Source organism: Marinobacter sp. OP 3.4, from assembly GCF_036224885.1.
Classification (GTDB): Bacteria; Pseudomonadota; Gammaproteobacteria; order Pseudomonadales; family Oleiphilaceae; genus Marinobacter.
In genome coordinates this window covers 1-16,882 of the sequence record NZ_JAVVLT010000077.1, presented here as the reverse complement: position 1 = coordinate 16,882, position 16,882 = coordinate 1, and the positions used below count along the sequence as shown (strand labels likewise).

Below are 16,882 nucleotides of genomic sequence, written 5' to 3'. Positions count from 1 at the left end.
AGCATAGCGATAGCGGTATCGCCCTGAAAATGATTATGATGATCCGAACTTTCGGACGCACCAGGAGCACCCATGGACATACAACGTACCGGCAATACCCACAGTGTTGTGATCGGCTACCTGCTCTGGATCTTCGGTTTCCTCGGCTCCCATCGTTTCTATTACGGTAAGCCGATCACCGGCACCATCTGGTTCTTCACCCTGGGGTTGCTGTTTATCGGCTGGATTATCGACCTGTTCCTGATCCCCGGCATGGACCGGGAGGCGGATCTGCGTTACCAGAGTGGCGAGACCAGCTATAACGTGAGCTGGATCCTGCTGACATTCCTGGGGGTATTCGGTGTCCACCGGATGTACATGGGCAAGTGGATCACCGGGATTATCTACCTGTTCACCGGTGGCCTCTTCTTTATCGGGGTACTGTACGACTTCTGGACCCTGAACGAGCAGGTCACCCTGAAGAACAGCGAAGGGTGGTAGCCACCACCCTGGCTGCCGTCCTCATCAAACTTCGTCCGGGTTATTTCTCAGGACTGATGCGGAACCCGTAGCGGGGGAAATGCACATGGACCTCGCCGGCCCGCTCATCCTCGCGGCGGATAACGATCTCCTCCGCATCCTGGTAGACCAGGGTTCCGGCTACCGGATCCACACCGTAATCCACCGCTGAGACCGTAACTTGTGCCCCTACCTGCGCACCGGCCAGGTCTTCGAAGCCGGTCTCCGACAATGGTTCAGGATCGGCATTGCGGGCAATCTCGACGGCATCGGCTGAATCCAGCACGGAAGCCTCGCCATGGCCACAGGCGGCCACCGCGTCCATCCAGGACAGAACCTGGGGATAGGGGTCAAGCAGCTCCGCGATGGCCCGGTTGCCACGGACAAACCACAGGGCGTGGTAGTAGGCGAAATCAGCGACACAGGGCTCCTCACCCAGCAGGAAGGTACCGCTGTCCGCCAGTTGCTGCTCCAGCCGGCCCAGCAGCGTCGGCCACTGGGACAGCGCCTGGGCCGGATGCAACGGCGTGGCACTGCCACCCTCGAACAGCTTCTTGCGATCCGCCTGGAACGCTTTCTTCACCTCATCCGGCGCGCCCTTGAAACGCTCGGCCACGGCGTGGGGCTGGAAATTCAGCGCCACCCCATGCTGGAACATCACCTGGTCGGCAAAGTGCGCGGTGCTGGCCGCCACGGCCTCCCTGCCTTCCGGATACAGCGCCGGTAATGGCTGGATACGGTCCAGCTGGCGGGCGATCATGGCGGTATCGCAATAGATATCCGCCCCCACCTGCATCACCGGAGTCCTGCGGTAACCGCCGGTCAGGGCCATCAGGTCCGGTTTCGGCATGATTCTCGGGATCTCCACCGACCGCCAGGCCAGCCCCTTGAAGCCCAGCATCATGCGGGCCTTCTCGGCAAAGGGGGAAGCGTCGTAGTGGTGCAGGATGATATCGCTCATTAGGGGCTCCTGGTTGGTACTGGGCACACTGGCCGGTTGCGTTATGCAACCACTTTAACGGGATAACACCTTAACAGCCAGACCGGGTAACCGGATCGGGGCCATCTCCGTTCCGACAACTGATAGCCCAACTGCTATTACAGTTTGTCAATGTCAGGTATCTCATTCTGGCGATCCGCCGTATATCTCCTAGCATGGATAATGTGAATAACGTGAAACATGCGTAATTCAATGATCAGGATAAATGCCGTACTAGATCAGGGTAAATGCCGTACTAAATGGAGAAAGGAGCAAACATGAACATTCGAGGACTTTCTGCAGCAATTATTGCCTGTACTGTGTTTTCCATCCCTGCCTATGCTGATAACCATGGAATGGACGACAAGAAAACCGTTGCTGAACTTGTGGCAACATCCGATGAGCACACCGTGCTGGAAACCGCGATTGAGGAATCCGGGTTGTCGGCAAAACTGAACGGTAAAGGCCCGTTCACCCTGCTTGCACCGACCGACGAAGCGTTTGACGCATTGCCGGAGGGAACCCTGGATTCTCTGCTTATGTCGGAAAACAGCGACAAACTCGAATCCGTCGTTGGCTATCACGTTGTGGAAGGCCAGCTGATCCCTGGCTCAATGATCCTGATGCTCATTGAGGCTGGCGACACCCGTGGCTCCGTGACCATGCTGAACGGAGAACAACTGTTCATCAACAAGGAAAGCGATGGCAGTGTCACGCTTGAGGATGCCGAAGGTAACAAGACGAGCGTGATCAAAGCGGACCTGAAGGCCAGCAACGGTGTCGTGCACGTTATCGATCACGTCCTGATGCCCTGAGCACCAGGGTATTGGAGAAAGCCATCGCACACTACCGACCCGCCTCACCCAAGCATTGGGGCGGGACGGTTCACGTCACATACCGACCCTGTTTTACACGCCAGTTGACGTGTAATCATGGCAGCATCCCAATAGAACGCATTGATGGCTGGACCAGGTAACCGGATCAGACCCATTTCCGTTCCGGCGGCTGATAGCGCATCAGTGCCTGAAGCAGCGGTGCCGGCTGGTCTTCCACCACCAGCATCTGGCGATGGTGGGGTTTGAGGAAGCCGGAATCCGCCATGGTGTTAAGGAACGACAGCAACTGGTCGTAGTAACCAAAGGCGTTATAGATGGCACAGGGTTTGTCGTGGTAGCCAAGCTGCGCCCAGGTCCAGGCCTCGAACAGTTCATCCATGGTGCCGGGGCCGCCGGGCATGGCCACAAAGGCATCCGCCAGTTCCGCCATCTTCGCCTTGCGTTCGTGCATGCCGGAGACCACCTGCAGATCGGTCAGCCCGGGGTGAGCCAGTTCCCGGTTCTTCAGCGATTCCGGGATCACGCCGTATACCTTGCCGCCGCCAGCCAGTACTGCATCGGCCACTTCTCCCATCAGGCCGACCTTACCGCCGCCAAACACCAGGTCGATACCCTGGCCGGCCATATAGCTGCCAAGCTCCCGGGCACTGTGGGCAAAACGCTCGTGGTTACCGTGGCTTGATCCGCAAAACACTGCAATTTTCATGGTGGCGACTCCGAAAGCTGACAGCGACAAGCGGCCATACTGCCACGGCGCCGGGGCCTTCACAATCGGGCGGCGGCACCCTCCCGCCGGGTTTCCGTCGCCAGTTGGCCCAGGGTACGGATGGCTTCCTCGATCCGTGGTGTCCAGGGATTGGCGGCGTTCAGCCGAAGGCAGTTCTCGAACTTGCCGGTGGTGGAGAACATGATGCCGGGCGCCACATTGATGCCCCGCTCCCGCGCCAGGCGATAGACGGTGGTACCGGAACAGCCGTCCGGCAGTTGCACCCAGACCACGAAGCCACCACTGGGACGGGTAACGGCGGTACCCTCGGGGAAATACCGAGCCACCGCCGAGCGCAGCCGAGCGGTGGCATCCCGGTAGACCCGGCGCACCCCCCGCAGGTGTCGGTCGTAGCCACCCTGCTCCAGGAAATGGGCCACGGCCATCTGCGGCAGGCTGGCGGTGGCCAGGTTGGTGAAGTATTTCTGCTGGCGCACCGCCGAAAAGTACCGGCCCGGTGCAATCCAGCCCAGACGCAGGCCCGGGGAGATGGTCTTGGAGAAGGAACTGCAATAGATGACATTGCCGCTGCGGTCGAAACTCCTGGCCGGCCGTGGCCGCTCACCGGAATGGGCCAGGTCTCCGTAGATATCGTCCTCGATCAGGGGCACGCCGGCGTCCGCCAGCAGCGCCACCAGCTTGCGCTTGTGATCGTCGGACAGGCGCATGCCCATGGGATTACTATGGTTGGTCACCGCCACGCAGGCCTTGATGGGCCACTGCTCCATGGCCAGTTGCAGACCTTCCAGGCTGAGGCCCTCGGAGGGATGGGCAGGAATCTCGATCACCTTCAGGCCCACGATCTCCAGGGCCTGGAGGATACCGGGGAACGACGGCGACTCCACCGCCACGATATCCCCCGGTTCGGTCACCGCCCGCAGGGCCAGGATAATGGCTTCCTGGGCCCCGTTGGTGGCCAGGATCTCGTCCGGTGATACCGCCACGCCCAGGGCCGCCATGCGCTGGGCCACCTGCCGACGGAAGTCACTCTTGCCGGGGAAGGCGTAGTCCAGGGTATCCAGGCCATGGCGGGCGGCCCAGATGGACGCCTGCTGGATCTGGCGGATGGGCAGGTAGTCCGGGTGCGGCACCGCGGTAGCCAGGGGCACCAGGCGCCGCTCCTCATCGGAGCACAGGTCCATGGTCATCTCCCGGGCACTGACCGGCGATGGCCCGGCGTCATGGCTGGACATGGCGGGCTCCGGCGCATCCACCGGAGGCACTCGCACGAAGTAGCCGCTGCGCTCCCGGGGTTCCAGCAGACCCCGCCCCTCCAGGGTCTGGTGGGCCTGCAGTACGGTGGCAATGCTGACCCCAAGCTGCCGGCTGAGCACGCGCACGCCCGGCAGGCGTTCGCCATCCCGATAGACGCCGTCGCGGATCAGGTTTTCCACCTGGTCCGCCACCTGATGATAGAGAGTATCCATGGCACTATCTTTCCACAGTCCGGGGGCAAGGACGCAGCACAGTTACTGGCCGGAACGACCGGTACAGTTCGTATGGCCGATTGCCCTGTACCGGTTCAATATCAGTTTAGCTGATTCTGTTACGGCAGGCTCGATGGCGGGACACTGGGTATCCAAACCACAGGAAAGGAAGCTGTCCCATGAAACCGTCATCAATAGCGCCCCGCCCCCATCGCGGGGATCTGCTGCAGGTACAATCCGGACCCAGCGTCGTGCCCGCCAACCCGGAATCCATACTGGAAAAGATGGGGTTCCGGGTTTCAAAGCAAACCGGCGAACACTGGATCGTGACCGGCGCCGATCCCTTGCCGGAGTTCCACTTCTACAGCAGGATTGAGCTGGGACGCTTTACCCTCAATCAGGCAACCCACTATCAGGAATGGCTTAACTGGAGACACCAGCATGACATCACTACCCCTCTATCAGGTTGATGCCTTTACCAACCAGGTCTTCCGGGGCAACCCCGCAGCGGTAATGCCGCTGGAGCAATGGCTGCCGGAGGATACCCTGCAGGCCCTGGCGCTGGAGAACCACCTGTCGGAAACCGCCTTCCTGGTACCGGAACCGGAAGGCAGCGAGGCGGATTTCCACATCCGCTGGTTCACTCCCGGCGCCGAGGTCCCCCTGTGTGGCCATGCCACCCTGGCCAGCGCCTGGGTGCTGTTCAATCGCCTGGACTGGCCCCGGGAGCAGATCCGATTCCGCTCCCGCAGCGGGCCATTGTCGGTGTCCAGTCAGTCAGGAGACTGGCTGGAACTGGATTTCCCGGCCCTGGAGTACCAGTCGGTGCCCATGCCGGACATCCTCAGCCGTGCACTTCCGGGACTGCCTGAACCAGTCCATGAAGTGCCCCGGGACACCAACCTGCTGGTGATCCTGGAGAATGAAACCGCCGTGCGTAACGTCACCCCGGACCTGACCATCCTCAAGAAACTGGGCAACCAGGGGCTTATCGTCACCGCACCGGGGGACGACTGCGATTTTGTCAGCCGCTATTTCGCCCCAGGCATAGGCATCGACGAGGACCCGGTCACCGGCTCCATTCACAGCGTGCTGACGCCCTACTGGTCGGAACGCCTGGGCAAGCAGCAACTGCTGGCCCGCCAGCTGTCTGCCCGGGGCGGGGAGTTACGCTGTGAACTGGCCGGCGACCGGGTGAAGATTGCCGGGCAGGCAGCGTTCTATATGGAAGGAACCGTTCATCTACCGGGCCGGTAACCCGTTCGCCTGTCGGGAGCCCGGTTTCTCGGAGTAGACGCCCCGTTTCGCTGACTCCTCACCGGGAGTCAGCGTATGCCAGGTCGTGATTGGCTGGGTGTGGGCACCTCTTCAAATGACGACTTACGTATTTAAGAGGTATTCTGCCTGGCCTGGTCAGGGCAAGACCACCAGATGGTTGGGGAGCTGATTGCGTTCGTGGGTAGCCGGTACCTGTGCTTTCAGGTGCTCGCCACAGGCCTCGATGCAATCAAGAAATCCCCGGCAGGTGTTTCCCTCGCGGACCTGGTGGGTGAAGTTCTCCACAATACCCTCCCAGACCTTGTTATCCACCCGGGAAGAGATGCCCTGGTCCACCAGGATTTCCACATAGCGCTCCGCTTCCGAAACGAAGATCAGTACACCGGTGCTGTCCTTCGTATGGTGCAGGTTCTGCTCCAGGAAATGGCGACGGGCGAGATTGGAGGCACGCCAATACCGAACATGACGCGGTATCAGCTTGGTGTTGATCTTCGGGATGCGGAACACCGCACCCAGCACCAGAAAGACACCCCACAGCACCAACAGTAGCGCGTGGACGTCAAACCACTCGGTGAAATAGTTAACCAGCCCGGGTATCAGCAGGGCCACGATCCCGGCCCATACCAGTGGGATATAGGCGTAATTATCGGCCTGACGGGCCAACACGGTAACCAGTTCGGCGTCGGTCTCCCGCTCGACCGCGTTGATGGCGGCCGCCACCTGGTCCTGTTCAGTCCTGGTTAATAGGGTCATGAATCGCTCTTGCTCTCAGGATAATGTGTCAACACAGGGCTACCATCCACCGGAAGCACCGCCGCCGCCGAAGCCGCCTCCACCGCCTCCGAAACCACCGCCACCAAAGCCGCCGCCACGACCGCCCATACCGGATCCCAGCAGCGCACCGGCTAACAGTGCGCCCCTGCCGCGACCGCCACGGCCGCCGCCTCCACCGACGATGGAGATGAACGAGACGATGATGACAAAGAAGAAAACCACCGCCAGCAGGTTCGGCTTTTCACCTTTAACGCCTTGCCCCTGACCTTCTGGCACGGCCAGTGGTTCGCCGCCCAGCACCTGGATCATGGCTTCGGCGCCCGCAACAATGCCCTGGGAGAATTCCCCCTGGCGAAAAGCCGGAGTGATGATCTGGCTGATAATGGTGGACGAGGTGGCATCCGTCAGTTGGCCTTCAAGGCCGTAGCCCACTTCGATGCGGATCGCACGTTCTTCCTCGGCCACAATCAGCAGCGCGCCGTTGTCCTCGCCCTCCTGACCAATACCCCAGTGGCGACCGAGCTGGTACCCGAAATCTTCAATGGCATAACCCTGCAGGTCTGGCAGGGTAACCACAACCACCTGATTGGTAGTGGCTTCCTCGTGGGCTGCCAGCATGTTGGTCAGTCTGGACTCAGCGTCCCGGGACAGCATCCCCGCCTGATCCACCACGCGCCCACTCAGTTCCGAAAAGTCCGGCGTGGATTGCCCCCAGGCGGGGGACTGAAGCATCAGTAGTGCAACAAACACCATACAAGGGCGCAGCAAAACCATCATCAGAACTCAACCTGTGGCGCGTCTTCAGCGTTTTCCGTGGTGGCTTCAAAGTTCTCCCGCAGTTCCATGTCGTCGTAGAGAAGGCTGTGCCAGATACGCCCGGGAAAGGTGCGAATCTCGGTATTGTACCGCTCGACCGCCTGGATAAAGTCACGTCGCGCAACCGCAATACGGTTTTCGGTGCCCTCCAGTTGTGACTGAAGCGCCAGGAAGTTCTGGTTGGATTTCAGGTCAGGATAGCGTTCGGAAACCGCCATCAAGCGGCTCAGTGCGCTGGTCAGCTCGCCCTGGGCCTGCTGGAACTGCTGGAGCTTCTGGGGGTTGTTGAGGATGCTCTCATCCACCTGGATGGAGGTCGCCTTTGACCGAGCCTCGATCACGGCCGTGAGAGTCTCCTGTTCCTGGGCGGCAAACCCCTTGACGGTCTCCACCAGATTCGGCACCAGGTCGGCACGACGCTGGTACTGGTTTTCCACCTGGGACCACGCGGACTTTACCTGTTCATCGTAGGTGGGAATGTTATTGATCCCGCAACCGGTCAACAGTGACACAAGGGCCACCAGTGAGGTCAGTTGCCAGAAGGTCCATGAACCGGACCGTCTTTTCAGGTTTGTCATGGTTCAGCGCATCCTGTTCATAGCGAAAGGCACAGGCTGGCTCAGGCCAGCCTGATCTACCGTGAGGGTTTCTTACCATAACACCTCATATCCTCCGGGTCGCGAACCACTTGTTAAATCAGAAAATTCATCAGATAGGACGCTAGTGTACTAGGATTGCTTCCGCCGATAATCCGGATCCGTCCAGCATTGGGGCAGAGGTTCGCCGGAGGGAAAGACCAATGCGGTCTTGGCGATGGGCTCGGGATCCTGGGCCTCTTCACCGTAGTGCACGCTACCGGTGACCTCGGGCTCATTGGGGTCGAAAAGGGTCTTGATATCACTGATTTCCACCAGATGTCCGGTGGATTTCTCTGCCAGGAGCATACAGGTTCTCCTCTGTGAGAGGCGGGATGGCGAGTGGTGTTCCTATCACTTTGGTTCCGAAGCACCGATTCTGCAACCCGCTGATCAGCCGCCGTAATCCCGGCGATCGGAAATGCTAGCGGAAGGGGATGGGTCAGCGGTCGTGCTCGGGCCGACCTCATCCACCGGCACCTCCGGGTAGCGTTTCCGGGCCCGGACCATGCGAATGATGGTGATGATGTTGGTGACAAAGATCAGCCCCTCCGCAAGGCTGCCGCCGATGGAGCCGATGATCAGGTTATTGAGCATCCAGGCGAACGCCGCCAGCCCCAGCACGACACGCATGGCAATGCCCCGCAACAGGAACATGGCCACGGTGCCCAGGGTCGCGGCGGTCAGCGGAAACACGTCAACCCAGCTGCGCCAGGTCAGGGCCGCCGCCACCAGGTTGGCCGCCAGTACCGCCCACATGACCCACTGGCTTCCGGTGAATCGCCGTGCCAGCACGATGCGTACGATCACCAGCACCGTCAGCGCGGCCGCGGTCCAACTACTGAAGAAGACAAACTGGAGGGCGAAGGCAACGTTGGCGGATATCAGCAGCACCAGCAGTCGGTCATCGTTCCTGCTGGAGAAGGCAATCAGGCAGATGGCCAGGGCGACCAGTCCGAAGAACTGACCGGCCAGGAGGGCGGGTGACAGGCTTTCCAGGTTGGGCATAACGCTCTCCGCAGTATAGGGCCGAAGGGTGGGTTGAGGCCCCGGCATGCCCACGGGTAACCCCCTCCGGCCAGCCAAACCCCAGTATCGCTTACCCGGGAACATTACCAGATCCGTCAACTCCCCGTGATCATTGCACAACTGTCATGGTCCGGCAGGACGATTTCGGGTCGATTACTGCTACGCTTTTCGCCAGTCCGGCAACCTTCAACACAAGGAGATTGTGCATGCGTTCCCGTGTTATTTCCCTTCTGCTTTTCGGTGCCCTCCTCACCGGCTGCGCCACGGACCCCGGCCCCAAGCCGGAACAGGAAATAGAAGCAGCCCACAGCGCCATTGAATCCGCTGACAATGCCGGTGCTCAGGATATCGAACCCGCCCTGATGACCGAAGCCCGGGAAAAACTGGAAGCCGCCGAGGCGCTGATCGGGGAACAGCGCAATACCAGGGCCCGCCATTTGCTGGAACAGGCCGCCCTGGATGCCCGGCTCGCGGAAGCCCGTGCCGACACCCAACAGGTGAGGGACGCCCTGGGCGACCTGCAGGCCAGCATCGATTCGCTGCGCCGCAACCTGGAAAACCAGCAGTAACCCGCCGCCATGTGTACGGTTCAGACTCACAGGGAGACAACATGAACAAGCGATGTCTTACCGCAGGCTCGATGATAACGTTAGCGGCACTGCTGTCCGCCTGTGCCGGCACGCCAGAGCCGCATCCGGGGCTGGTGGAGGCGCGGGCCGCCTACGACAGCGCCGTGGATAACGAACAGGTCGCCCGCAACGGCCTGTCACACCTGAGGGACGCGGACCAGGCCCTGGACCGGGCCGAGAAACTGTTCCGTGAAGGTGCCGACACCGAGGCCATCGACCACCAGGTGTACCTGGCCAGCCGCCATATCGACATTGCCCGGGAGAACGCCCTGCGGGCCGGACTGGAAGAGGAACTGGCGGAAGCCCAGCGGCAGCGGGATGACCTGCGTATCCGCATTGGCGAACGCCGGGCCCAGGTGGCGGAAATGGAAGCACGGATGCTGCGGGAACAGATGGATCGCCTGCAGGCCGAGCACACCGAGCGGGGCATGGTAATGACCCTGGGGGATGTGCTGTTCGATATTGACGAAGCGGAACTCAAGCCCGCCGGCGAGCAGACGGTGCAGAAACTGTCCGACTTCATGCAGGAGTTCGGCAACTACCGTGTCCGTGTCGAGGGATACACCGACAGCATCGGTGAGGCCGACTACAACCAGGCCCTGTCGCTGCGGCGCGCGGAGTCGGTCCGCGATGAACTGCTGGCGGATGGTATCGCCCCCGACCGGGTCGAGGTGGAAGGACTGGGCGAGCAGTACCCCAAGGCCTCCAACCAGACCGCCGCCGGGCGCCAGGAAAATCGCCGGGTGGAAATCGTTATCTCCGACCGGGACGGCAATATCGGTTCCCGCTGACCCGGTCGCCATAAAAAACCCCGCCACCCTTCCGGGCGCGGGGTTCTCTCATCAGGAGCCGTCCGATCAGGCCGCGGCTTCTTCTTCGCCTTCCGGCACCTCGTTGCGGATCAGGAAATCGAAGGCGCTCAGTGCCGCCTTGGATCCCTCACCCATGGAGATGACGATCTGCTTGTAGGGCACGGTGGTGGCATCGCCCGCCGCGAACACGCCCGGGATGGACGTCTCGCCACGCTCGTCGACAATGATCTCGCCGTGCTGGCTCAGTTCGATGTCGCCCTTGAGCCATTCGGTGTTCGGCACCAGGCCGATCTGCACGAACACACCTTCCAGGGCCACGTGGTGGTCCTCGCCGGTATTCCGGTCCTTGTAGGTCAAGCCGTTGACCTTGCCACCCTCGCCGGTCACCTCGGTGGTCTGGGCGGACGTCAGGATCTCCACGTTCTTCAGGCTGCGGAGCTTCTTCTGCAGCACGTCGTCCGCCTTCATGTCATCAGCGAATTCCAGCAGCGTCACGTGGCCGACAATGCCGGCCAGGTCGATGGCCGCCTCGACACCGGAGTTACCGCCGCCGATAACCGCCACGCGCTTGCCCTTGAACAGCGGGCCGTCACAGTGCGGGCAGTAGGCCACGCCCTTGTTGCGATACTCTTCCTCGCCGGGAACGCCCAGCTGGCGCCAGCGGGCACCGGTGGACAGCACCAGGCTGCGGGCCTTCAGGGAGGCGCCGTTCTCCAGGCGAATCTCGTGATAGCCGCCGGTCTGTGAGGCCGGGATCAGCTTTTCGGCCCGCTGCATGTTCATGATGTCCACGTCGTATTCCTTGACGTGCTGTTCCATGGCCGCCACCAGCTTGGGGCCTTCGGTGTAGGGCACGGAAATCAGGTTCTCGATGCCCATGGTGTCCGCCACCTGGCCACCGAAGCGCTCGGCGGCGATACCGGTGCGGATACCCTTACGGGCGGCGTAGATGGCGGCGGACGAGCCGGCCGGGCCGCCACCGATCACCAGCACCTCGAACGGGTCCTTCTGGTTGATCTTCTCGGCCTCTTTGGCACCGGCATTACTATCCAGTTTCGCCACGATCTCTTCCAGGGTCATGCGACCCTGGCCCCAGGGTTCGCCGTTCAGGAACACCGCCGGTACGGCCATGATTTCCTTGCGCTCAACCTCATCCTGGAACAGGGCACCGTCAATGGAGGTGTGCTTGATCTTCGGGTTGAGGATGCTCAGCAGGTTCAGGGCCTGCACCACGTCCGGACAGTTCTGGCAGGACAGGGAGAAGAAGGTCTCGAATTCGAAATCACCGTCCAGTGACTGGATCTGCTCGATCACCTCCTGGGATGCCTTGGACGGATGGCCGCCCACCTGCAGCAGGGCCAGCACCAGGGAGGTAAACTCGTGCCCCATGGGAATACCGGCGAAGCGTACGCCAATGTCGGAATTGACCCGGTTAATGGCGAACGACGGACGGCGAACGTCCGGGTCGTCCTCGGTGCGCAGGGCGATCTTGTCGGACAGCGGTTCGATTTCCTCCAGCAGCTCTTTCAGCTCCTGGGACTTGTTACTGTCATCATAGGCGGCCACAAGCTCGATCGGCTCTCTGACGTTTTCCAGGTAGGCCTTGAGCTGGTCCTTGAGATTGGCATCCAACATAGTGTGTTTCCCCTTCAAAAACAGAATGACTGAACTGAATATCGCGTTCTAAGGAATAAGATGGTGATAACAATAAGGCCGGGGCCTCGAATGCTCAAATTAATTGACCTTAAACAATCAATAGGCTATTGCTATAGATGACGTCAAACCCGGAAGAACGGACCGCCAGATACAACAAACCCCGGCCAGGCCGGGGTTTGCGGAAAGCATGGGGGCCTGCCTGAACAGGTCCCCAACCAGCAGACTGGCTGCTTAGATCTTGCCAACCAGGTCCAGGGACGGAGACAGGGTCTCTTCGCCTTCCTTCCACTTGGCCGGGCATACTTCACCCGGATGGTTGCGAACGTACTGGGCCGCCTTGACCTTACGCAGCAGGTCATCGGCGTCACGGCCGATGCCTTCGGCAGTGATTTCCATGGCCTGGATAACGCCATCCGGATCCACCAGGAAGGTAGCGCGGTCGGCCAGGCCCTGGCCTTCACGCATCACACCGAAGTTGTTGGTGATGGTGCCGGTCTGGTCGCCTACCATGTAGTACTGGATCTTGCCGATGGTCTCGGAGCTGTCGTGCCATGCCTTGTGGGTGAAGTGGGTGTCGGTGGACACGGAGAACACTTCAACGCCCAGCTTCTGCAGCTCGTCGTACTTGTCGGCAACGTCGCCCAGCTCGGTCGGGCAAACGAAAGTGAAGTCGGCCGGGTAGAAGAAGAAGATGGCCCACTTGCCCTTCACGTCGGCGTCGGAAATTTCAACGAACTCGCCCTGCTTGAACGCGGTGGCGTTGAACGGTTTGATCTCGGTATTTACCAGAGTCGTCATTGATTTACTCTCCTTCAAGTTGATTGAGGTGCGTAAGGTAAACGCTCTACCCTAATTCCTCAAATTGATTGGCTTTAATTGACCAATAGGGTTTATCTATAAAGTATTTGGTCCGGAGCATACCGCCATGGCGTCCGGCTCCCGAAGAGGTTTACTGCACCCTATACATTGGGCGGCTAACCGCGGAATTCAATACGTTCGAGTTAACAAGCTGTTAGGTGTCAGGTGACCTGAAGCCAGATCCCCGGATTCACTGTCGCCTCCATATTCGCTAACCTGTATGACCGTTTTTAGACACCTCCGGAGTTGTCCGCGATGCATTCTTTCCCCATCCAATACGTTGAACCGGTCTTCCGCCCGCCCAGCGAGGCCAACTCGCTGATCCTGCCGGTGACCAACGGCTGTTCGTGGAACAAATGCACTTTCTGCGATTAGTGGAATAGAAAAAACATCCTAAAATACGGAAAAAGTGGGACCAAAGGTCAAGTTCTGGTTTTTTTTATGCCCGCAGAAGTATATAGTTGAATTCGAAATGTACTATTAATACCATTTTGGGGATCGTGTGCTAAGTAGCGTCTGCATAGAGGCACGCGTCAAAGTGGACAACACAGGGACCAAGATAAGTCTCCCGGTGATCGTCACCCATGATGGTTTGCTGAAAAGTTATCTGGACTATCTGATTGTACATCGGAACAAATCTCGGAGCTGGAAAGACAGAAGTGCTTTTGCTGTTCGACTTCTCATTGATTACACGAATCAGAACAAAGACTGCTTCGCAAACCCTCACCAACTTTTTCGAGAGTTCTCAAACAGCCTTTACACGGGAACGATTGGCGAGGACGGTAGCGACCCGAGTTGGTTGCGTTGGCGGCCACGCAGCGATAAAGACGCCGCTTTTCTGATCAGCCTCATAACCAATTACACAGACTGGCTCTCTGAACAGTCTGAAGAGAAAAAGCTTCAGATAAATCCAAAGGTTAGACCCAATCGTTATGAAGAATGGATGGGCCTAGCAGCCTTCTACCAGAAGAAACGGCGGGCTTTTCTGTCACATCTATGGGCCAGCAAGCCAGACCCCTCTCATTTTCGGAAAGTCATGCCCAGGAAGGTTTCACGTTCTAGCGGAAACGAGGGCAAGAAAAGCTTTCCGGAAGGACGCATTGACGATCTCTTATGGAACGGCTTTACGAGATACGGTTTCGAAACCAGCGACACTGTTCATGAGCGTCTCGACCTAAAAAATGTGCTGATCACGATGCTGATGCACTACGGCGGACTCCGGCTCAGCGAATGCTTTCACCTTTGGGTAGAGGATGTCGCGCCATGGGAGGATGGAACCGCACTGGTTAAGGTTTTTCACCCGGACAAAGGACGAACCCGTCCAAACGGCCCCAGCAGGCGTGAAGAGCTGATCCAAAAGTATGGGATGCAGCCACGATTTGAGTATTCGAAATCCCATACGTTGCACGCAGGCTGGAAGGCACCAAAAGAGGACAACGAAAGTCGCCACTTTCTGCGGGTTTGGTGGTTTCCGCAAAGTGCCGGCGAGACCTTCAACGACTTGTGGCGACTTTACCTGACGTACCAGCGGCACCCAGACGACGATAAACACCCGTTTGCATTCACAACGCAATCGGGCGCTCCGCACTCGATTAAAGGGTATAACCAATCGCTTAAGAGGGCCGTTGAAAGAATTGGTTTACTGTTTTCAAAAGAAGCGGGTACGACCGCACACGCGCACCGCCACTCCTACGGGCAAGCACTCGCCGATGCAAAGGCCAGCCCGTTTATAATCAAAAACGCCCTGCACCACAAATCGATAGAAAGTCAGCAGGTCTACACCGAACTCACTGATAAGCAGATGCGTGCGCATTTGAACAGTTTGTCACCCGAGCACGGCTTAATATCTCCAAGCAAGCAGGGACTCACTCATGAGGATTAAATACGCCACTGTCGCTGAGGCGTCTGAAGCCGCTAAGCGCTTGGGGTTCAAATCACGTTCTGAATATAAAAAGGGCTACCAACAAGACCCAAAGCTGCCGTCGAATCCCAATAACGCTTACGCCAAGGATTGGGACGATTGGTACGAGTTCCTTGGCACTGATCGTCCCGGTGAGAACAGGTACGCCACCCTCGCTGAAGCGTCAGAAGCCGCTCAGCGCCTCGGATTCAAAACATTTCCTGAATACCAGAAGGAATATAAGCTGGATCTCAAATTACCGGCGGCACCCAACGTTTACTATGCTGCTGACTGGATAGACACATATGATTTTTTAGGCGTAAAGCGCCCTCCTGAAAAATACGCCACCCTCGCCGAAGCGTACGAGGCCTCTCGGCGCCTGGGATTCAAATCATCGAAAGAATACCTAAAGGGCTACCAACAAGATCCTAGACTGCCGATCAGACCCGACACATTCTATTCGGATGAGTGGGTGGATTGGTACGACTTTTTCGGTAGAGAGCGGAACTATGCCACTTATGCCGAAGCGTCTGAGGCCGCGAAGCGATTGGGGTTCGCAAAACGAGCTCAATACTTAAAGGGCTTTAGCAAAGATCCTAAATTGCCCTACAGTCCGGAGAATGCCTATGCAGAGAATTGGAAGGACTGGCACGCTTTTTTGGGTACGCAGCGGAACTATGCCACTTACGCCGAAGCGTCTGAGGCCGCTAAGCGGTTAGGATTGAAGACGCTAAAGGGATATCAAGTGGGCTATAAAAAAGATCTGAAACTGCCCTACAACCCGGAGAACGTCTATGCAGAGAACTGGGAGGACTGGCACGCTTTTCTGGGTACGCAGCGGAACTATGCCACTTACGCCGAAGCATCTGAGGCCGCACAGGCCCTAGGTTTGAAAAAGTCTGAAGAATATTTTAAAGGTTACCGGCAAGATCCAAGACTGCCGAGCGCTCCGAACCAAACCTATACTGCGGACTGGGTGGACTGGCACGCTTTTCTAGGTACAGACCGCCGCGGTGAAGCATTCTATCCCACCTACGTCGAGGCGTCCGAGGCCGCTCAACGACTGGGATTTACATCAAGCGTCGAATACCATGAAAGCTGCCATCGAGACCCTAGGCTAGCTGTTCATCCTAACGTTTTTTACGCTCAGGATTGGGTGGATTGGTTCGAGTTCTTGGGTAGTGCCCGCTCCGGTGAGAAATGGTACGCCACCTACGCCGAAGCGTCTGCGGCGGCGCAAGCCTTAGCCATTAAAAGCTCCAAGCAATATAAAAATTTGTACCGGAATGACGTAGGGTTGCCAAGCCTTCCCAATGAAATTTATTCAGATGACTGGGTCGACTGGTTCGATTTTTTGGGTATCGCCCGCCCTCCAAAGAAATACGCTACCTATGCCGAAGCGTCTGAGGTCGCTCAGAGACTAGGCTTCAAATCGCTCGTTGAGTATACAAAGGGCTATCATCAAGATCCCAGACTGCCAGTCAATCCTCACGTTCGCTACTCCGAGCACTGGCCTGGTTGGCCCAAGTTTCTAGGTAATGAAAACGCATTTGATCCCAATTTGCTGACCGCTTATCCAAGGTTTTGGAAAGCCATTCAGCGTTTTGTGTATTCTGGCGTTAATCAGAATGCGAAATACACGCATTTGAGGGGCTTTCTCAAAGACTATGTTGCAACGCAAAAGTTAATCGACGATCCAGGGGTCATGCTGTCGAGGGACATTCCGTTCAATGACCGAGTTTACGAGGCCTTTGTTCACGCCACGGGGGAGACTCAAAAAAAAGCACGGCACAAAATATGCTCCAATTTCTTTGAATGGGTTTTGGAAACTTATTGCTCTGACGAGGATGATGATGGCGAGCTGGCAGTCTTGCCTGGTTATCGCAACCCTCTGCGAACCGTCCTAAAGGGCTTGCTAGACCAGTTACCCAGCGCTAGCCCGGATTTCTCATGAGAAGGCAGTAAAAGGAAGGAAGAAGCGGCTTAAAG

At 58.3% G+C, this 16,882-nt stretch carries 18 protein-coding genes and 1 pseudogene; 9 read left to right on the top strand and 10 right to left on the bottom strand.

Annotation, left to right across the window (positions count from 1 at the left end):
* Window positions 1-72: 72 nt before the first annotated feature.
* Window positions 73-480: a TM2 domain-containing protein gene (locus tag RO069_RS13120; protein ID WP_328188091.1), complete on the top strand. Its 408-nt coding sequence runs from the start codon at window positions 73-75 to the stop codon at window positions 478-480.
* Between the two features lie 40 nt (window positions 481-520).
* Here the strand turns inward: RO069_RS13120 and RO069_RS13115 are convergent, their stop codons facing one another.
* Window positions 521-1,459, bottom strand: a complete 939-nt coding sequence (locus tag RO069_RS13115) for a glutathione S-transferase family protein (RefSeq protein ID WP_328188090.1) — start codon at window positions 1,457-1,459, stop codon at window positions 521-523.
* Window positions 1,460-1,755: 296 nt separating this feature from the next.
* Between RO069_RS13115 and RO069_RS13110 the strand changes: the two genes are divergently transcribed.
* The gene (locus tag RO069_RS13110; RefSeq protein WP_328188089.1) at window positions 1,756-2,292 is read left to right on the top strand and encodes a fasciclin domain-containing protein; all 537 of its coding nucleotides are present in this window, start codon (window positions 1,756-1,758) and stop codon (window positions 2,290-2,292) included.
* A gap of 166 nt (window positions 2,293-2,458) precedes the next feature.
* Here RO069_RS13110 and RO069_RS13105 read toward each other — a convergent pair whose 3' ends face one another.
* Window positions 2,459-3,019: a TIGR00730 family Rossman fold protein gene (locus RO069_RS13105; protein WP_328188087.1), complete on the bottom strand. Its 561-nt coding sequence runs from the start codon at window positions 3,017-3,019 to the stop codon at window positions 2,459-2,461.
* A 59-nt stretch (window positions 3,020-3,078) separates the two neighbouring features.
* Entirely contained in the window at window positions 3,079-4,506 is a 1,428-nt protein-coding gene (locus tag RO069_RS13100; protein WP_328188085.1) for an aminotransferase-like domain-containing protein, read from the bottom strand.
* A 179-nt stretch (window positions 4,507-4,685) separates the two neighbouring features.
* Between RO069_RS13100 and RO069_RS13095 the strand changes: the two genes are divergently transcribed.
* Entirely contained in the window at window positions 4,686-4,976 is a 291-nt protein-coding gene (locus RO069_RS13095) for a hypothetical protein (protein WP_328188083.1), read from the top strand.
* A complete protein-coding gene (locus RO069_RS13090; protein WP_328188082.1) occupies window positions 4,948-5,763 on the top strand; it encodes a PhzF family phenazine biosynthesis protein in 816 nt (271 codons plus the stop codon). Before RO069_RS13095 ends, RO069_RS13090 begins: the two co-directional genes overlap by 29 nt.
* Window positions 5,764-5,919: 156 nt before the next feature.
* On the opposite strand, the gene RO069_RS13085 is transcribed toward RO069_RS13090, so the two are convergent.
* The 5 genes from RO069_RS13085 to RO069_RS13065 form a co-directional block, all read right to left on the bottom strand.
* The gene (locus RO069_RS13085; protein WP_328188080.1) at window positions 5,920-6,537 is read right to left on the bottom strand and encodes a TPM domain-containing protein; all 618 of its coding nucleotides are present in this window, start codon (window positions 6,535-6,537) and stop codon (window positions 5,920-5,922) included.
* 39 nt (window positions 6,538-6,576) lie between these two features.
* Window positions 6,577-7,290: a TPM domain-containing protein gene (locus tag RO069_RS13080; RefSeq protein ID WP_328188079.1), complete on the bottom strand. Its 714-nt coding sequence runs from the start codon at window positions 7,288-7,290 to the stop codon at window positions 6,577-6,579.
* Window positions 7,291-7,334: 44 nt separating this feature from the next.
* Complete coding sequence (locus RO069_RS13075) at window positions 7,335-7,952, bottom strand: LemA family protein (protein WP_328188078.1); 618 nt, start codon at window positions 7,950-7,952, stop codon at window positions 7,335-7,337.
* Between the two features lie 150 nt (window positions 7,953-8,102).
* A complete protein-coding gene (locus tag RO069_RS13070) occupies window positions 8,103-8,318 on the bottom strand; it encodes an acetyltransferase (protein WP_328188076.1) in 216 nt (71 codons plus the stop codon).
* A gap of 84 nt (window positions 8,319-8,402) precedes the next feature.
* A complete protein-coding gene (locus tag RO069_RS13065; RefSeq protein ID WP_328188075.1) occupies window positions 8,403-9,017 on the bottom strand; it encodes a YgjV family protein in 615 nt (204 codons plus the stop codon).
* Between the two features lie 227 nt (window positions 9,018-9,244).
* Here RO069_RS13065 and RO069_RS13060 point away from each other — a divergent pair, with 227 nt between their 5' ends.
* Both RO069_RS13060 and RO069_RS13055 read left to right on the top strand, forming a co-directional pair.
* Window positions 9,245-9,607 carry a DUF4398 domain-containing protein gene (locus RO069_RS13060; protein WP_328188074.1) on the top strand — a complete coding sequence of 121 codons (363 nt, stop codon included), beginning with the start codon at window positions 9,245-9,247 and terminating at the stop codon, window positions 9,605-9,607.
* Window positions 9,608-9,648: 41 nt separating this feature from the next.
* Window positions 9,649-10,458 (top strand): OmpA family protein, encoded by an 810-nt coding sequence (locus tag RO069_RS13055; RefSeq protein ID WP_328188072.1) that lies wholly within the window; start codon window positions 9,649-9,651, stop codon window positions 10,456-10,458.
* 66 nt (window positions 10,459-10,524) lie between these two features.
* Here RO069_RS13055 and ahpF read toward each other — a convergent pair whose 3' ends face one another.
* Together ahpF and ahpC are read right to left on the bottom strand one after the other, a co-directional pair.
* Window positions 10,525-12,114 carry an alkyl hydroperoxide reductase subunit F gene (gene ahpF, locus RO069_RS13050; protein ID WP_328188070.1) on the bottom strand — a complete coding sequence of 530 codons (1,590 nt, stop codon included), beginning with the start codon at window positions 12,112-12,114 and terminating at the stop codon, window positions 10,525-10,527.
* Between the two features lie 252 nt (window positions 12,115-12,366).
* Window positions 12,367-12,933: an alkyl hydroperoxide reductase subunit C gene (ahpC, locus tag RO069_RS13045; protein WP_328188069.1), complete on the bottom strand. Its 567-nt coding sequence runs from the start codon at window positions 12,931-12,933 to the stop codon at window positions 12,367-12,369.
* Window positions 12,934-13,248: 315 nt separating this feature from the next.
* Here ahpC and RO069_RS13040 point away from each other — a divergent pair.
* The 3 genes and pseudogenes from RO069_RS13040 to RO069_RS13030 form a co-directional block, all read left to right on the top strand.
* Window positions 13,249-13,365, top strand: a pseudogene (locus RO069_RS13040) (radical SAM protein); the annotation flags it as partial.
* A 130-nt stretch (window positions 13,366-13,495) separates the two neighbouring features.
* Entirely contained in the window at window positions 13,496-14,875 is a 1,380-nt protein-coding gene (gmtY, locus tag RO069_RS13035; protein WP_091854772.1) for a gamma-mobile-trio recombinase GmtY, read from the top strand.
* Window positions 14,865-16,847, top strand: a complete 1,983-nt coding sequence (locus RO069_RS13030; RefSeq protein ID WP_328188067.1) for a VPA1269 family protein — start codon at window positions 14,865-14,867, stop codon at window positions 16,845-16,847. The genes gmtY and RO069_RS13030 overlap by 11 nt, the downstream gene beginning before the upstream one ends.
* The last annotated feature ends 35 nt before the right edge of the window (window positions 16,848-16,882 follow it).

What these genes read in the sequence shown, in the direction of transcription:
- RO069_RS13100 (WP_328188085.1), bottom strand. Translation starts at nt 4,506, where the DNA reads ATGGATACTCTCTATCATCAGGTGGCGGACCAGGTGGAAAACCTGATC.
- RO069_RS13055 (WP_328188072.1), top strand. Translation starts at nt 9,649, where the DNA reads ATGAACAAGCGATGTCTTACCGCAGGCTCGATGATAACGTTAGCGGCA.
- RO069_RS13070 (WP_328188076.1), bottom strand. Translation starts at nt 8,318, where the DNA reads ATGCTCCTGGCAGAGAAATCCACCGGACATCTGGTGGAAATCAGTGAT.
- RO069_RS13075 (WP_328188078.1), bottom strand. Translation starts at nt 7,952, where the DNA reads ATGACAAACCTGAAAAGACGGTCCGGTTCATGGACCTTCTGGCAACTG.
- RO069_RS13030 (WP_328188067.1), top strand. Translation starts at nt 14,865, where the DNA reads ATGAGGATTAAATACGCCACTGTCGCTGAGGCGTCTGAAGCCGCTAAG.
- RO069_RS13110 (WP_328188089.1), top strand. Translation starts at nt 1,756, where the DNA reads ATGAACATTCGAGGACTTTCTGCAGCAATTATTGCCTGTACTGTGTTT.
- RO069_RS13090 (WP_328188082.1), top strand. Translation starts at nt 4,948, where the DNA reads ATGACATCACTACCCCTCTATCAGGTTGATGCCTTTACCAACCAGGTC.
- ahpC (WP_328188069.1), bottom strand. Translation starts at nt 12,933, where the DNA reads ATGACGACTCTGGTAAATACCGAGATCAAACCGTTCAACGCCACCGCG.
- RO069_RS13060 (WP_328188074.1), top strand. Translation starts at nt 9,245, where the DNA reads ATGCGTTCCCGTGTTATTTCCCTTCTGCTTTTCGGTGCCCTCCTCACC.
- RO069_RS13080 (WP_328188079.1), bottom strand. Translation starts at nt 7,290, where the DNA reads ATGCTTCAGTCCCCCGCCTGGGGGCAATCCACGCCGGACTTTTCGGAA.
- RO069_RS13065 (WP_328188075.1), bottom strand. Translation starts at nt 9,017, where the DNA reads ATGCCCAACCTGGAAAGCCTGTCACCCGCCCTCCTGGCCGGTCAGTTC.
- ahpF (WP_328188070.1), bottom strand. Translation starts at nt 12,114, where the DNA reads ATGTTGGATGCCAATCTCAAGGACCAGCTCAAGGCCTACCTGGAAAAC.
- RO069_RS13085 (WP_328188080.1), bottom strand. Translation starts at nt 6,537, where the DNA reads ATGACCCTATTAACCAGGACTGAACAGGACCAGGTGGCGGCCGCCATC.
- RO069_RS13105 (WP_328188087.1), bottom strand. Translation starts at nt 3,019, where the DNA reads ATGAAAATTGCAGTGTTTTGCGGATCAAGCCACGGTAACCACGAGCGT.
- RO069_RS13095 (WP_328188083.1), top strand. Translation starts at nt 4,686, where the DNA reads ATGAAACCGTCATCAATAGCGCCCCGCCCCCATCGCGGGGATCTGCTG.
- RO069_RS13120 (WP_328188091.1), top strand. Translation starts at nt 73, where the DNA reads ATGGACATACAACGTACCGGCAATACCCACAGTGTTGTGATCGGCTAC.
- RO069_RS13115 (WP_328188090.1), bottom strand. Translation starts at nt 1,459, where the DNA reads ATGAGCGATATCATCCTGCACCACTACGACGCTTCCCCCTTTGCCGAG.